This is a genomic window from Paenibacillus sp. BR2-3, from assembly GCF_046529485.1.
GTDB lineage: Bacteria > Bacillota > Bacilli > Paenibacillales > Paenibacillaceae > Paenibacillus_AQ.
Genome location: NZ_CP126311.1, coordinates 2,124,263 through 2,139,056, shown reverse-complemented (window position 1 = coordinate 2,139,056; position 14,794 = coordinate 2,124,263). Strand labels below are relative to the sequence as shown.

Sequence of the window (14,794 nt, the reverse complement as noted above, 5' to 3'; positions counted from 1 at the left end):
TTCAATTTCTGCAGCAGTGATTAACGGCGATCCTGCGGCCCGCCCACAAACGCCTGCTCAGCAGTATCGAGATTGTAAGCCGTGTGCAGTGCCTGAATAATGCTTTGCAGATTGCTAGCCTCAATGACGCAGGATACCTTGATCTCGGAGGTGCTGACCATTTTGATGCTCACGCCCTCATTGGAGAGAACGTCGAACATTTGGGCGGCAACCCCGGGATGACTAACCATGCCAGCGCCGACAATAGAAACCTTGATCAGGTTATTCTCGGATGTAACCTCACGGAAAGGAAGCTCTCCCCGAAGCTGCATTATGATTTCCTTTGCCCGCTCCACATCATTTAATCCTAAGGTAAAAGAGAAATCGGCTTTATCATTCAGTACGCCGCTTTGGACGATGATATCAACGTTAATCTCTTCTTCTGCCAGCTTGCCGAATACTTGTGCCAGCACACCCGGAACATCGGGTACTCCCAAAATACTGATTCTCGCCACGTTCTTGTCATATGCTATACCGCTTACGATGACACCTTGCTCCATGCTTGTTTCCTCCTTCACTACAGTTCCTTCATTATGGTTAAAGCTCGATCGAACGACCAGCTTCACTTGATGACGTTTGGCATATTCAACCGCACGGGGATGCAATACCGCGGCTCCCAGATTGGCGAGCTCCAGCATTTCGTCATAGGAGATTTCCTCCAGCTTGCGTGCTGTCTTCACAATACGCGGGTCGGTAGAGTAAATACCGTCAACATCGGTATAAATCTCACACACATCGGCTTTGATTGCCGCAGCCAGTGCGACTGCCGTTGTATCGGAGCCCCCGCGTCCCAGTGTTGTTATCTCGCCGTCCAGTGTCATCCCTTGAAATCCGGCAACAATAACGATTTGTTCCCGCTCCAGAGACTCCAGCACACGCCGGGGTACAATTTCGTTAATACGGGCACGTCCGTGGGATTCGTCCGTGCGGAAGCCTGCCTGCCAGCCTGTATAAGATACAGCATTCCGGCCAATCCCGTGAAGAGCGATGGACAAGAGGGCGACAGAGATTTGTTCTCCCGTCGTCATCAGCATATCCATCTCACGTGCAGGAGGCTGCCCGTTCAGTAGCTTGGCCTGATCGATCAATTCATCCGTAGTATCCCCCATGGCGGATACAACCACAACGCAGCGGTGCCCTTCATCCTGTTTGTCTGCGATGCGTTTGGCGACGCGCTTCATTCGTTCAGTGTCGCCGACGGAGCTGCCTCCGAATTTCATGACATAAAGTGACAAAGTCCTTCTCACTCCTAACTTCGGTCTGTGTAGTATAATATTGCTCTCGGTTTCCCGCTTTAAACCAGTATAATACGAAAATAGCAGCTTGTGATATTGCTTTCAGAAAATTTCTCTTTATTTTACCCTGTATAATTATACATACTAAACATTTATACTTGCAAGATCAGAACCCAAAAAGCCTCCGCCGAGGCAGCGGGGAGGCCATTTAAATATAGAAATATAACATGATAAAGTCTTGTAACTACGCGCGGGAGATGTACTTGCCTTCGCGTGTATCGATAAGCAGAACATCCTCCTCATTAATGAAGAGAGGAACCTGCACATTCAGACCCGTTTCGACTTTTGCGAATTTAGTTGCACCTTGGGCTGTATTCCCTTTAATTCCAGGCTCGGTTTCGACAACCTTCAGCTCAACGCTTGTAGGCAGGTTGATTCCGAGGATTTCACCTTGATAGCTGACGATGTTTACAGTCATGTTCTCTTTCAGGAAGTTGAGTTCCCATTCCAATTGCTTGGCGTCCAGACTAAACTGATCGTAAGTCTCGTTGTCCATGAAGACATGCTCCTGGGCACTTGCATACAAATATTGAACGGCACGGTTCTCGATGATCGCACGGCCAATAGTTTCGCCTGCACGGAAAGTGCGCTCTACAGTGTTGCCGTTACGCAGGTTTTTCAGCTTGGAGCGAACAAATGCCGCACCTTTACCCGGCTTTACATGCTGGAAATCAAGAACGGTAAAAATATCTCCGTCCACCTCTACGGTTAATCCTGTTTTGAAATCGTTAACTGAAATCACTACAAACCCCTCCTGAAAACATAATTAATTTGCGCTACAGTACAGTATAGTCCTTGGTCGAATGGGTAAGCAGCGAGATTCCGCTCTCAGTAACCACTACGTCGTCTTCTATACGCACACCGCCAATTCCCGGCAAATAAATACCAGGCTCTACGGTCACAACCATACCAGGCTGCAAAATATCATCGCTAAGCTTGGACAGCCGCGGCCATTCATGCACTTCCATGCCAAGTCCGTGACCGGTGCTGTGCCCGAATTGCTCACCGTAGCCATAGCGGGTAATAATATCCCGTGCCAGGGCGTCACATTCCCTGCCTGTCATTCCCGGCTTGATATGTGCCAGCGCATGCAGCTGAGCTTCCAGCACAATATCATAAATCTCTTTCAGCTTTGGATTCGGAGCTCCAAGCGCCACTGTCCGGGTAAGATCCGAGCAGTATCCGTCAAGCAAAGCGCCGAAATCAAAGGTCACGAATTCGTTGCCCTGAATCACACGGCTGCTTGCTACGCCATGAGGCATGGCAGACCGTTCGCCGGAGGCCACAATCGTATCGAACGAGGAAGAAGTTGCACCGTGGGTGCGCATGTAAAACTCCATTTCCAGATCCACATCACGTTCGGTCATACCAGGCTTCAATACATTCAGAATATGACGGAAAGTATCATCTGCGAGATCGGCAGCCCGTCCCATAACAGCAAGTTCCTCAGCATCCTTGAACATGCGCAGGTCTTCCACAGCTTTGGAGACCGGCACCAGTTCAACGGGCTTCAAGGCTTCCGCATAGGCTGTGTAGGCGCTGAAAGTAACAGCGTCCTGTTCGAAGCCAACACGAACATTCCCGCCCGCAGGCAAAAGCTCACGCACAGTATCAATGAACTTTGGACCGTGCTCCATGACTTTGAGCCCCGTCGCCTGTTCTGCAGCCTGAGTCATGTACCTGAAGTCAGTCAGCAAATAACTTTCGTCACCAGTGACAAGCACAAACCCGGATGAGCCGGTAAATCCGCTCAGATAACGGCGGTTAATACCGCTGGTTATTAACATCGCATCCAGTCCGCGAGCCTGCAGAACCTTGCGCAGCTTGGAGACACGATTGTTTCCCATATTCATTCTCCTCTCGAAATAGCCACATTGTATTTTAACATAGGGGCATGCCCTTGAGAAGTTTTTTCGAGTATCAGGCTAGTCCTGTCTGCTGCTCCCGCTTTCTTTCGTCCGTATACTCAATGGCAGCCGTATAGCCAATAAACAATCCCCAGAGTAAAAAAATACAAAATTCACTAATCACCGTATTCCACGGCAGCCGGAAAGGCCGCTGCAACAGGAACAGCCGGGATCCGGCCAGAAATATAACGGACCACCACAACACCCCATAGAGCATGCCGGGCCAGGGTCCTTTTAACTTACGCAGAATCAGTACATACAGCAGGGATACGATCACAGAAAGTACGATAAAAAATAAATAACCGGTGATCTGGCCCGCAGTGGTGAGCAAAAATGAATGTTTAAAAAAAGGCTCCCCCAAAAAACCGGGGATGACTTTGGTAAAATTCATCAGATACATCAGCCAGCGCGCCCCTCCCCAAATTAATCCTGCGAAAAGTCCCAGTTCTATTGCGAAAATCCAATGATTCGTATGATCCGACTTTTGCTGATGCGATTTATTCACCTTAAGTCCGCCTGCTTTCTTCATTTATTAGGAACGCTTCCGCTGCCTCTCCTTAAAGCCTAGTATGTACAGCAAAAGGCAATCCAACTAGTAATGTCATTAAAAATTAGTTACAATGGAGTATATATAAAATCATAATAAATTACGGGAAGGTGAATGGGTTGTCCCAGGAAACTCCAAGTTACGGCGGCCAAGCCGTAATAGAAGGCGTTATGTTCGGCGGCAAGCATGTTAACGTAACAGCCGTACGGCGGAAGAATCAGGAAATCACATTTTTGGAGGTGCCGAAGAGCGATAAGAGCTGGGTCCTTAAACTGCGCAAGATTCCGCTTCTTCGCGGCCTTGTCAGTATTATAGATTCCAGTGCCAAGGGCTCCAAGCATTTGAATTATTCGGCGGAGGCCTATGCCGAGGACGAAGCAGGACCGGAGGAACAGGCTAAACAGAAGGAAAAGGATAAGAAAGATGAAAGCTGGAGCCTCGGAATGATTTTGGGCGTGGCAGTCATGGGTATATTATCCTTTGTCATGGGAAAAGTTATTTTTACCCTTGTTCCTGTATTTGTAGAAGATTTTCTATTTAAGAATGCATTTGACAACTATGTTTTACACAACCTCGTAGAAGGCGCTATTAAGCTGATTCTGCTGCTCGTCTACCTGTGGGGGATCTCCCAGACTCCAGTTGTGAAGCGGTTGTTCCAGTATCATGGTGCAGAGCACAAGGTCATCAGCGCATTTGAAGCGGGAGAAGAGCTTACCGTGCAAAATGTGCAGAAATACAGCCGTTTGCATTACCGGTGCGGCAGCAGCTTTATGATGTTGACCATCGTACTGGGAGTGATTATTTACTCCGTTGTTCCCTGGGATAATCTTTGGGAGCGTGTCATGCAGCGGATTATTTTGCTGCCGCTCGTTATCGGAGTTTCCTTTGAGGTTCTCAAGGGCACTAATGCGGTCAAGAATGTTCCCGGCCTGAAGTATCTTGGTTATCCGGGTTTATGGCTTCAGCTTTTGACTACGAAAGAGCCGAAAGACGATCAGGTAGAAGTATCGATTGCTTCCTTTAACCGCATGCGGGAACTGGATGCTGCAATCGAAACAAAAGGATATACAGAAGTAAGTGTGACCGGAGGCATATTGGACCCTGCGAAAGGATGAGTGGCCTATGATCAGGCATGCTTTGATTTTTTGGAGCGCGGTGCTGCTCGCGGTAATCGGTCTTGTGAATGGAGTGATGACATCGGGTCTCCGTTCATTGACCAGCTTGATAATTCCTCTGGTACTGGGTGTGCTGCTTTATCTGCTTTATAAATATCCGCCACGCCGTTTTGCGAAGAATGGCAGCAGATCAAGGACTAAGGTAAAGCCTTCACAGAAAACTATGGCCAAGGTGGCCGGGTTGCGCAAGACCCATGCCTCGTCCGGCAAGCGTAAAAGCTATCCCTTCCAGGTCATTGAAGGAAGCAAAGGGAAAAATGATGATCAGCTTCCCAAGTATCACTAATTCCTTTAAGGGCATCCTCCCGTTCACCTGGTGAACCGTGGGGATGCCCTTTTTTGGGATAATGCTAAACCAACCACGATCAGGATTTCACTTGAGTCTCCACTCCCGGAAAAAGGCTTCCCCGGCCTTCAGCCCGGCGGCGTACAATGCATCGCTTTGAAGCTTCGTGATTTCGAATTGGGTGGTGCCGATGCCGAGTGTGGGAATTTTTACGGTACGGACGAATTTCTCCTGTTCGATATACCGTTCATCATGTGCGGACAGCATCGTGCCGACCAAAGCCTGCAGCATCGTGAATGGACCGGTAATCCGGTGGGGCTGCGGGTCTGTCTTACCGATCATTTGAAAGCCCACTGTTGGAATACGGACTCCGAGCCCTTTCATAGTCGCCCCCGCCTTTCCCTGCTCCTTGTCATCAAACAACCACATAGGAAAGTTGCTCAGAAGGCCGCCATCTACCGTATAGACAAATTGTTCTGCAAAAGACTTTCCCTTGGCCGCTTCTCCACTCAGCCGCAGCATGACGGGATCGAAGAAATACGGAATACTGCAGCTCATGCGTACGGCTTTGGCAACTTCGAACTGATCCGGTGTAATCCCGTAATCCTTCAGATCGTCCGGGAGTACTACAATCCTGCCATTGGTAATATCGGAGACTATGATGGACAGCTTCCCGGGGGGCAGGTCGCGAAAAGTAACAATCCCTTTTTTCTGCAGAATACCTCTCACCCATGATTCCAGTGCTTCGCCTGAATAGAGCCCTTTTTTAAGCAACACACGCAGTGCCGGGCCCACATAAGCTGTATTGAAAATAGGCGCCCGCTTCAAAAATGCAGAAAAGGATGTGCCACGAATAATGACGCTCATCTCTTCTCCCGATAAACCTGCGGCGAGCAGTGCAGCTACAATTGAACCCGAAGAAGTGCCTGCTACTCTCCTGAACGTGGCGCCCGCTTGTTCTGCTGCCTGGACTGCACCGGCCAATGAAATTCCTTTGACGCCCCCGCCTTCGAACACAGCATTTATCTCCATGCAGAAATCCCCCGTTCCCATAGATTCTACTGCTTATCTATGAGCACAGGGGATAATTAATGACTGGTTATGAAACGAATTAAACTTCAGGATTGAAAATAAAAGGTCAGTAAGCCCGCCAGTCCGAATGGGTCTCTCGCAGTGATGTCATTGGCTCTAAACATAATGCTGCCTTCAACCTCGTCATACTGCTCATTATATTTTAATTGATTAATCATTTGCTGTGGGCTTTGCCACTCCGCAGACTGGTCTTTAGCTCCTACCTTGTAGGAGGCGAGTCCGATATAAAGTTTCACATCGGTATTACGGACCTCGTTGACCCACCAGTCTACCAGCTTGTCATAGCGTGCGGCATTAAAAGAAAGACTCCAATAGATTTGCGGAGCGACATAGTCGATCCAGCCCTCTGCAATCCATGTCCGGACATCCGCATACATGCTGTCATATGCTGTTATGCTTGCGGATGTGTCAGATCCGGTACTATCCGTCTTGCTGTTGCGCCATACGCCGAAAGGGCTGATTCCATAGGCAAGAGCAGGCTTGACGGCATGAATCTCTTCGCCCAGTTGACGGACAAACTCATTGATATTATTACGACGCCAATTCTCCTTGGAAGAGATGGCGCTTGTATTATAGGTTTTATAGGCAGCATCATCTGCGAATGCAACACCGGAAGGGTAGAAATAATCATCCAGATGTATACCGTCAACATTGTAGCCTTTTACAACTTCCATAACCGTATCGATGATATCCTGCCGAGCGTCCGGAATTCCAGGATTAATATAAAGTTTACCTCCTGCGTTCACAATCCATTCGGGATGAGCCTTGGCCACATGGTTGCTTGCCAAAAACGCTGTAGAAGAATCTGTTGTTGCCCGAAACGGGTTGAACCAGGCATGAAACTGCATCCCCCGCTCGTGTGCTGCGCCGATCATGTAATCCAGCGGGTCATAACCGGGGTTCTTTCCCTGTGTGCCGGTCAGTACTTTGGACCAGGGTACAAGCTCCGATGGATACAGACTGTCACCGGAGGGCCTAACCTGCACGAAAACAGCGTTAAAGCCAACGGATTTCAGTTTGTCCAGCAGGCTGTCGAATTCCGCCTTCTGCTTGTCAGCGTTTCCCGCGGAAGTCACGGACGGCCAGTCCAGATTGAATACGGTGGATACCCATGCGCCCTTCATGGCTTTACCGGATTTACTTCCGGGTATGGTCGGTATTGTTGGTGTTGGAACGGTTGGTTTGGTTGGCACGGTTGGCGCTGTCGGAACACTCACCTGCGGTGGCTCAACACTGGAGTACAAGGAAATATGCTTCGTTGCCTTGTTCCATACGACCTGCAGCCCCAGCTGCTCTCCCACAAAACGCAGCGGAACCATGATGCGCCCCTGCCTGTTCTGTACGGTATTGTCCAGAGCTACCGAAGCACCGTTAACCAGTGCCGTTTTTTTTCCGTTCATCAGCTTGAGAATGGTCTTATCTTTGGTGATCGTCGCCGTCCTGGTGCTCTGATTCCAATTCACGTCGGCACCGAGACCCTGACTGATAACTCCTATAGGGACCATTGTGACATTAGAAGTAATATAGGGATCCACATCACCCTTTACTGTCACTCCATCCAGCTCTATCGTTATAACAGCAGCAGCCGCGCGGGCGCCAGAAGCCAATAGCGGTAAACATAAAACAATCAGCAGAAATCCGGCAATCCATTTACGATAATTCATTATTTCCTCCCAGGTTCAAAAATTTGTGCAAACAAAAAAACGGAACTCATCCTGAAAAGGACGGTATCCGTTTTGACGTAATTCATGGGAAAAGGTTGCGCTTTAGCTCAGCGCATTCCAATTCTTTCAAGAATCGCTCACCAGTTCATGGTGGATATCATATAAAGTCTGAAGACGTCCTTCGTCCCGGCGGAAATATTCCACCAGCGTTTCGATCCGTGTAATGGAATCCCAGCTCAAATGATGCTCGATACCTTCTACATCTTTATAAATATTCTCCTGCTGTACCCCGATCAGTTCCAGAAATTCCTCCAGCAGCTGATGACGGTCAACAAGACGTTTCCCCACCTTTTTTCCTTTGGTGGTTAGGACAAGCCCACGATATTTCTCATAGATGAGATATTCGTCCTTATCCAGTTTTTGGATCATCTTGGTCACAGAAGAGGGGTGTACTTCCAGTCCCTCGGCAATATCCGAGACCCGCGCATAACCTTTTTCGTCTATGAGCTTGTATATGCGCTCCAAATAATCCTCCATGCTGGGTGTTGGCATCAAATTTTACCTCTTTTCTAAAAATAAGCATGGCGCGACGGCCAAACCTTGCTCTAACAATGATACATGTTTCTGCCGCACCTTGGCAAGTCCCGGAGGTTCATGCCGCCCGATGAACAGCAAACCGCCCTGCGTGAATATATCACAGAGCGGATTTTTGAACATTTTCCGGAGGCAGGAATCGATTACTTCACTTAAGTCCATTTTCTTAAAAAATCAACCAATCCGGGGTAATCTGCTGCAGCCATATCGTAATTTTAAACATTTGATCCGTAAACAGCAGTACTCCCATCACAACCATGATTACACCGCCAATCTTCATCAGCAGTCCTGAATATTTAAGAATACGTCTTGCTCCCCCAAGGAAAAACGCCAAAGCGAAGAAAGGAATAGCGAACCCGAGGCTGTAAGCCGTAATGAGTGTAAACCAGGTGCCCGGCTCACTCGCTGAAAGGGCGATGATCGCGGTCAGAATCGGTCCAATGCAGGGGGACCACCCCGCGGAGAATCCGATGCCAAAAATAAAGGAACCTATGTAGCCCGCCGGCTTCCATTTCAAATCTAGCTTGCGTTCCCGCAGCAAAAACTGCGGCTGGAAAATACCGAGCAGAAATAATCCCATGACAATGATAAGTATTGCCGACAACTGGCGGATCAGATCACGCTGACCATTAAAGAACTGCCCGAACAGGCCTGCGCCAAAACCAAGTGTATAGAAAACCACCGAAAAACCAAGGATAAACGCCAAGGTATGACTGAGCGTCCGGAAACGGATCTCTTTCTTGTTTCCTCCGGTTTTTAGCTCCTGAACAGACAATCCCGTAATGTAGGATAAATAAGAAGGATAAAGCGGCAGACAGCAGGGTGAAATAAAAGACGCCAATCCGGCAGCAAATGCCAGTCCTGCATTGATATTTGACAAAGTGGCAGCTCTCCTTTTTAAGTTCGAGTCACTTCGGGGTCTTAAGCAGGGAGTCCCTTTTTACCGATTAATGTCATCGCCAAAAGAGCAATCAGCAGCAGTACAATCGTTGCTCCAGGCGCCAAATTCCAGATCCCCGCCACTACCAGCCCGCCTACAACGGCAATCTCCGCAATAATAACTGACAGCACTACCGATGATTTGAAGCTTCGCGAGAGCAGCAGACTGATCGCAACTGGAATCGTAAGCAAGGCCGAGACAAGCAGTGAACCGACAATTTTGATGGCAGTACTGATAACGAGCGCTGTCAGCACCGTGATGAGCATATTGAGCAGCTTCACCGGCAGTCCGCTGACACTGGCTGCGTCCTCCTCAAAGCTAAGCAGAAAAAATTCTTTAAAGAAGAGTACGACCACCGTAACTACCGCAATCGTCACTATCCCCACTACCACCAGATCCGTGTTATCCAGCGTATATATGCTGCCGAACAGGTAGCTCATTACATCCGCATTGTAGCCCTTGCCCAGCGTAAAGAAAAGGGAAGCGAGCGCTACACCGCCCGACATAATAATGGCAATCGAAAGCTCGGCATAGCTTTTATACGCCTTACGAAGCTTTTCAATCGCGAAAGAGGCCGCAACAGCGAAGATCAGCCCCGCCCCCAAAGGGTAAAAGCCGGTCAAAAATCCGAGAGCCACACCGGCTATCGTTACGTGTGCAAGCGTATCTCCAATCATCGAAAGGCGTCTAAGCACAAGAAAAACGCCTATGAGCGGCGCTGTAATGCCAATCAGCAGACCGCCGGCAAGCGCCCTCTGAAAAAAATCGCTGAACAGGATTTCCAAGATGAATTATCTCCTTAAAAACTTCATCCCTCCCAAACCCTCCCTTCAAAGGGAGGGCCCCAAGGGTTGCACCCTCTGGACACCCGCTAAGGGCAACTAGCGTGGGATGAACGGTTTCTGATATTTGGGACTAGGTTAGAGTAAAGATCGCTTTCGTCCCTGGCGGGACACGCTTGACTATCGGCGGGATCTACATACGTATTAAGATCAAAAAGATTAGATCAAAGGCCTGGTCATCCTATGTTGTACAATGGATAACCAAATTAAGATCAAAAGCAAAAGCATAACCAATTGAAAAACAGAAGAGCGAAGGATAGTCAGGACAGGGTGTGCTGTAAATTATCCTCGGCGCAATCCTGAAGCTCATGCGAGTGACGGGAGTAGAAATTGATTTTACCATTGCACTGCACAGGTTCTTTGCCGAGGTAGTTCCGGATCATATCGATATCATGCGATACCATGAGAAAAGTCATGTGGTGATGGGCATGCATATGGGTGATCAAATCAAAGAATCCGGCTTGTGTTTCGGCGTCGATACCAACGGTGGGTTCGTCCAGAATCAGCAGATCCGGGTGGTTTATGAGGGCTCGGGCCAAAAATACACGCTGCTGCTGGCCTCCGGACAATTGACCGACTCTTTTTTCGGCAATATCCTGAATCCGCATGACTTCAAGCGCATCATCACACTGCCGCTGCTGCGCACGCGACACGCGGCGGATCAGATTTTTGTTATTGTATAGACCGGACTGGACGACTTCGCGCACGGTTGCTGGAAATAGAGGGTTAAAAGTGTTCTTCTGCGGAACGTAACCGATACGCTCCCAGTCTTTAAACTTTCGGGCAGGCTGTCCAAACAGCCTGATTTCGCCGCTGGTTGCAGGAAGCAAACCGACAATCATCTTGAGCAGCGTGGTCTTACCGGCACCGTTCGAACCGATAATACCGACAAAATCCCGTTCCTTCACGGTATAATTCAGACCGGAAATGACCTTCTGTTCGCCGTAGGAGAAGGAAAGATCCTGTACTTCGATCATATGCTGATGGCAATCCAAGGATACCGGTTGCATGTCATTACCGCCTTTCTTGATACTTTCCTTTTTATTGTAAAGCCTGAATCAGATTTTGCAAATTTTTCTCCATCAAAGTGAAATAATTATCCTTTGCTTTCTCCTGATCCTTCGTCAGTCCCTCCACCGGATTAAGCACCAGTGTCGACACTCCGGCTTCACTAGCCAGTGTTTTGGCCAGTTTATCGGAAACCAGCTCTTCAAAGAAAATATAGCGGATGCCTTTAGCCTTCACCAAATTCGTTAGATCCACAATATCCTGGCTGCGCGGCTCCGCATCCGGGGACAATCCCATGATCGCATGCTGCGTCAAGCCATAATCACGGCTCAGGTAAGAAAATGCCTCGTGGGAAACAACGATTTCCTTATTCGGGATCTTACCAAGCTCCTCCTCAAAGGTTTGGTCGAGTTTCTTTAAACGCTCTGCAAGTGTATTATACCGCTCTTCATAAGCTTCTTTGTGCTCAGGGTCCACCTTCAGCAAGCTGTTTTTAATATTTTCTGCCATAATCAGCGCCGATTTCGGGCTAACCCAGGTATGCGGATCCGTGTGCAGGCTATCGCCATCAGTGTGTTCATCTTGCTCCGCTTCGTCCGTCATTATATAATCGACACCTTGACTGACCTCTACAGCCTGAACCTCTGAGGCATTATCCAGCCCTTTCAGAAAATTCGGTACCCAGCCCTCCAGCCCTGCACCATTATATAAAAATAACTGCGCTTTCGATGTGTTCACAATATCCTGGCTGCGCGGTGTCCAGTCATGCGGCTCCACCCCGACAGGTAGCAGATTAATGGCATTGATATCTTCGCCACCAATTTCTTTAGCAAATTCATATATCGGATAAAAGGTAGTGACAACATTCACCTTGCCTTCTTGAATACTCCCGCTGCTCTTCGCCCCGCACCCGGCGAGCACAAGAACCAGCATCAATGCACAAATCAGCAGCCCCTTGCGTAATACGTTCGAACCCATAATAGCTATCGACTCCTCAGATCGTAATTTTTACTATTTGAATTATAATAGTAATCGTTACGATAAGTCAACAAGATCAAAGAAACTATTCCGCAAAAAAACAGCCCAGTCATAAGACTGGACCGCTCTCCTGAGTTACACATTACTTTACAATCGCTCCGTTCGGCATACTGTCGGGAACCGTAGCAATGGTAAGCTGATCGCCTTTGGAAGCCGCCAGGATCATGCCCTGGGACAGCTCGCCGCGCAGCTTCACCGGCTTCAGATTGACAATACAGATTACTTTGCGCCCGACCAGTTCTTCAGGTGTGTAGAACTTGGCAATTCCGGAAACAACCTGGCGCTGTTCATAGCCGAGATCCAGCTGCAGCTTCAGCAGCTTGTCGGCTTTTTTCACCGCTTCCGCCGAAATGACTTGAGCTACTCTCAGCTCAGCCTTGGCGAAATCATCGATGCCTATTTCTTCCTTATGCTCTTCTTCAGGCTCAGATGCCCCCGCTGCTGCCGGTTGATTCAATGCTTCCGTTGTAGTTGTTGTCGTTACGGGTTCTGCGGCTTTGCCTCCACCCATCGCTTCTGCGATATAGGCGACCTCCTGCTCCACATCCAGGCGTGGGAAGATCGGGCTGCCTTTAACCAGTTTTGTTCCTGCCGGAATCAAACCGAAGGTTCTGCCGCTATCCCATGTTGTCAATTCACCCGGCTGGATACCCAGCTGTTCCCAAATCTTGGCCGGTGCACCGGTCAAGAACGGCTGCAGCAGGATCGAAGCTGTCCGCAAGCCTTCCACGAGATGTCTCATGACGGAGGCCAGTTCAGCTATCCGGCTTTCATCCTTTGCCAGAACCCAAGGCTGGGTCTCATCAATGTATTTGTTCGTCCTGCTGATGAAAGCTCCGATAGCCGTCAACGCCACAGAGAACTCCATTTTTTCCATAGCTTCTTCCACTTTGGCATAAGTGCTCTGTGCCGCTGCTTCCAGTTCGCCGTCGAATGCCGTCACTTTTCCTGCATACTCAGGCAATTCTCCGCCAAAATACTTCTCCACCATCGCGCCGGTTCGGTTCAGCAGATTTCCCAGGTCGTTCGCAAGATCATAGTTGATCCGATCAACGAAGCTTTCCGGCGTGAACGTTCCGTCCGAGCCAAACGGCACCTCCCGCAGCAAATAATAACGAAGCGCATCGAGCCCATAACGGTCGATCAGGGTTACCGGATCTACTACATTGCCCTTCGACTTGGACATTTTTCCGTCCTTCATCAATAGCCAGCCATGGGCAAATACCTTCTTGGGAAGCGGCTCGCCCAGCGCCATCAGGATAATCGGCCAGTAGATCGTATGGAAGCGGACGATTTCTTTCCCTACAATATGTACATCCGCTGGCCAGAAGTTGTCATACAGGCTGCGATCCTCAGAACCATAGCCGAGAGCTGTAATATAATTCGTTAATGCATCAATCCAGACGTAGACTACATGCTTCTCGTCGCCCTTTACCTTAACGCCCCAGTCAAAAGTTGTCCGGGATACCGCGAGATCTTCCAGACCGGGCTTGATAAAATTGTTGATCATTTCGTTCTTGCGCGATTCCGGCAAAATAAATTCCGGATTATCCTCGTAATACTTCAGCAGGCGGTCGGCATACTTGCTCATCCGGAAAAAGTAGCTTGCTTCCTTCACAAGCTCGACTGGATGGCCGCTATCCGGACTTTTACCGCCGGTAATTACCCCATTTTCATCACGCACGATATCGACCAATTGAGTTTCTGTATAAAAGGTTTCATCAGGAATGCTGTACCAGCCTTCATATTCACCTTTGTAAATATCGCCCTGCTTCAGCAGACGGTCAAAAATATCCTGCACTACTTTTTTATGGCGTTCTTCCGTTGTGCGGATGAAGTCATCGTTAGAAATATCCAGCTTGCGCCATAGCTCCTTAATTCCAACAACAATATCGTCTACGAACTGCTGAGGGGTCTTGCCCGCTTCCTCTGCCTTGCGTTCGATCTTTTGACCGTGCTCGTCCGTTCCTGTCAAATATCGCACCTCGTAGCCGCGTAACCGCTTGTAGCGGGCCATAGCATCACCGGCAACTGTCGAATACGCATGCCCTATATGCAGCTTGTCACTCGGGTAATAGATAGGTGTAGTCAGGTAAAAGGTTTTCTTCTCACTCATTTTCGTCATCCTTTCTTCTTTAAAAGACAAAAAACTCCCGCCCCCTTTATGGGGCGAGAGTAAACTCACGCGTTACCACCCAAAATTCCCTGTCTCCTCACAGAGATCAGGCTTCATCAGTCCGTTTGCGAACTGCCCATTAACGCTGGAACACGCCGTTCTCTAACATAGACCCTATGGCCGGGTCCTCTGCTCGAAAACAGTTCCTCCCGGACCATCTTCAACAAGGACTCCATACCGGCTTTCAGCTC

At 48.9% G+C, this 14,794-nt stretch carries 15 protein-coding genes and 1 other annotated feature (1 of these 16 only partly in view); of the genes, 3 read left to right on the top strand and 12 right to left on the bottom strand.

All coding sequences use genetic code 11. The features are described from left to right. Nucleotides 1-20: 20 nt before the first annotated feature. The 4 genes from PaeBR_RS10125 to PaeBR_RS10110 form a co-directional block, all read right to left on the bottom strand. Nucleotides 21-1,274, bottom strand: coding sequence for an aspartate kinase (locus PaeBR_RS10125; protein WP_410514685.1), 1,254 nt, complete (start codon nucleotides 1,272-1,274; stop codon nucleotides 21-23). Nucleotides 1,275-1,518: 244 nt separating this feature from the next. Further along, nucleotides 1,519-2,076: an elongation factor P gene (efp, locus tag PaeBR_RS10120; protein WP_410514684.1), complete on the bottom strand. Its 558-nt coding sequence runs from the start codon at nucleotides 2,074-2,076 to the stop codon at nucleotides 1,519-1,521. Nucleotides 2,077-2,110: 34 nt separating this feature from the next. Next, entirely contained in the window at nucleotides 2,111-3,181 is a 1,071-nt protein-coding gene (locus PaeBR_RS10115; protein ID WP_410514683.1) for a M24 family metallopeptidase, read from the bottom strand. Nucleotides 3,182-3,254: 73 nt separating this feature from the next. Further along, nucleotides 3,255-3,770: a YqhR family membrane protein gene (locus PaeBR_RS10110; protein ID WP_410514682.1), complete on the bottom strand. Its 516-nt coding sequence runs from the start codon at nucleotides 3,768-3,770 to the stop codon at nucleotides 3,255-3,257. Nucleotides 3,771-3,958: 188 nt separating this feature from the next. Between PaeBR_RS10110 and PaeBR_RS10105 the strand changes: the two genes are divergently transcribed. Beyond that, complete coding sequence (locus PaeBR_RS10105) at nucleotides 3,959-4,903, top strand: DUF1385 domain-containing protein (RefSeq protein WP_410515141.1); 945 nt, start codon at nucleotides 3,959-3,961, stop codon at nucleotides 4,901-4,903. Between the two features lie 7 nt (nucleotides 4,904-4,910). Next, nucleotides 4,911-5,249 carry a hypothetical protein gene (locus PaeBR_RS10100; protein ID WP_410514681.1) on the top strand — a complete coding sequence of 113 codons (339 nt, stop codon included), beginning with the start codon at nucleotides 4,911-4,913 and terminating at the stop codon, nucleotides 5,247-5,249. Nucleotides 5,250-5,336: 87 nt separating this feature from the next. Here PaeBR_RS10100 and PaeBR_RS10095 read toward each other — a convergent pair whose 3' ends face one another. The 3 genes from PaeBR_RS10095 to mntR all read right to left on the bottom strand — a co-directional run bounded on the left by PaeBR_RS10095 (nucleotide 5,337) and on the right by mntR (nucleotide 8,557). Continuing rightward, nucleotides 5,337-6,281, bottom strand: a complete 945-nt coding sequence (locus PaeBR_RS10095) for a patatin-like phospholipase family protein (protein ID WP_410514680.1) — start codon at nucleotides 6,279-6,281, stop codon at nucleotides 5,337-5,339. A gap of 86 nt (nucleotides 6,282-6,367) precedes the next feature. Next, nucleotides 6,368-8,005, bottom strand: coding sequence for a family 10 glycosylhydrolase (locus PaeBR_RS10090; RefSeq protein ID WP_410514679.1), 1,638 nt, complete (start codon nucleotides 8,003-8,005; stop codon nucleotides 6,368-6,370). Nucleotides 8,006-8,131: 126 nt separating this feature from the next. Beyond that, nucleotides 8,132-8,557, bottom strand: coding sequence for a transcriptional regulator MntR (mntR, locus tag PaeBR_RS10085; protein WP_410514678.1), 426 nt, complete (start codon nucleotides 8,555-8,557; stop codon nucleotides 8,132-8,134). Nucleotides 8,558-8,623: 66 nt separating this feature from the next. Between mntR and PaeBR_RS10080 the strand changes: the two genes are divergently transcribed. Further along, nucleotides 8,624-8,755, top strand: coding sequence for a hypothetical protein (locus PaeBR_RS10080; protein WP_410515307.1), 132 nt, complete (start codon nucleotides 8,624-8,626; stop codon nucleotides 8,753-8,755). Nucleotides 8,756-8,765: 10 nt separating this feature from the next. On the opposite strand, the gene PaeBR_RS10075 is transcribed toward PaeBR_RS10080, so the two are convergent. The 5 genes from PaeBR_RS10075 to metG all read right to left on the bottom strand — a co-directional run bounded on the left by PaeBR_RS10075 (nucleotide 8,766) and on the right by metG (nucleotide 14,543). Then, entirely contained in the window at nucleotides 8,766-9,479 is a 714-nt protein-coding gene (locus PaeBR_RS10075) for a cytochrome c biogenesis CcdA family protein (RefSeq protein WP_410514677.1), read from the bottom strand. Nucleotides 9,480-9,520: 41 nt separating this feature from the next. After that, on the bottom strand, nucleotides 9,521-10,324 hold the full coding sequence (locus tag PaeBR_RS10070) for a metal ABC transporter permease (protein ID WP_410514676.1): 804 nt from the start codon (nucleotides 10,322-10,324) through the stop codon (nucleotides 9,521-9,523). Nucleotides 10,325-10,641: 317 nt separating this feature from the next. Next, the gene (locus tag PaeBR_RS10065; RefSeq protein ID WP_410514675.1) at nucleotides 10,642-11,391 is read right to left on the bottom strand and encodes a metal ABC transporter ATP-binding protein; all 750 of its coding nucleotides are present in this window, start codon (nucleotides 11,389-11,391) and stop codon (nucleotides 10,642-10,644) included. Between the two features lie 31 nt (nucleotides 11,392-11,422). Continuing rightward, nucleotides 11,423-12,367, bottom strand: coding sequence for a metal ABC transporter substrate-binding protein (locus PaeBR_RS10060; RefSeq protein ID WP_410514674.1), 945 nt, complete (start codon nucleotides 12,365-12,367; stop codon nucleotides 11,423-11,425). Nucleotides 12,368-12,509: 142 nt separating this feature from the next. Further along, a complete protein-coding gene (metG, locus tag PaeBR_RS10055) occupies nucleotides 12,510-14,543 on the bottom strand; it encodes a methionine--tRNA ligase (protein WP_410514673.1) in 2,034 nt (677 codons plus the stop codon). 46 nt (nucleotides 14,544-14,589) lie between these two features. Next, nucleotides 14,590-14,794 (bottom strand) — a binding site (T-box leader); it runs 55 nt beyond the window's last position.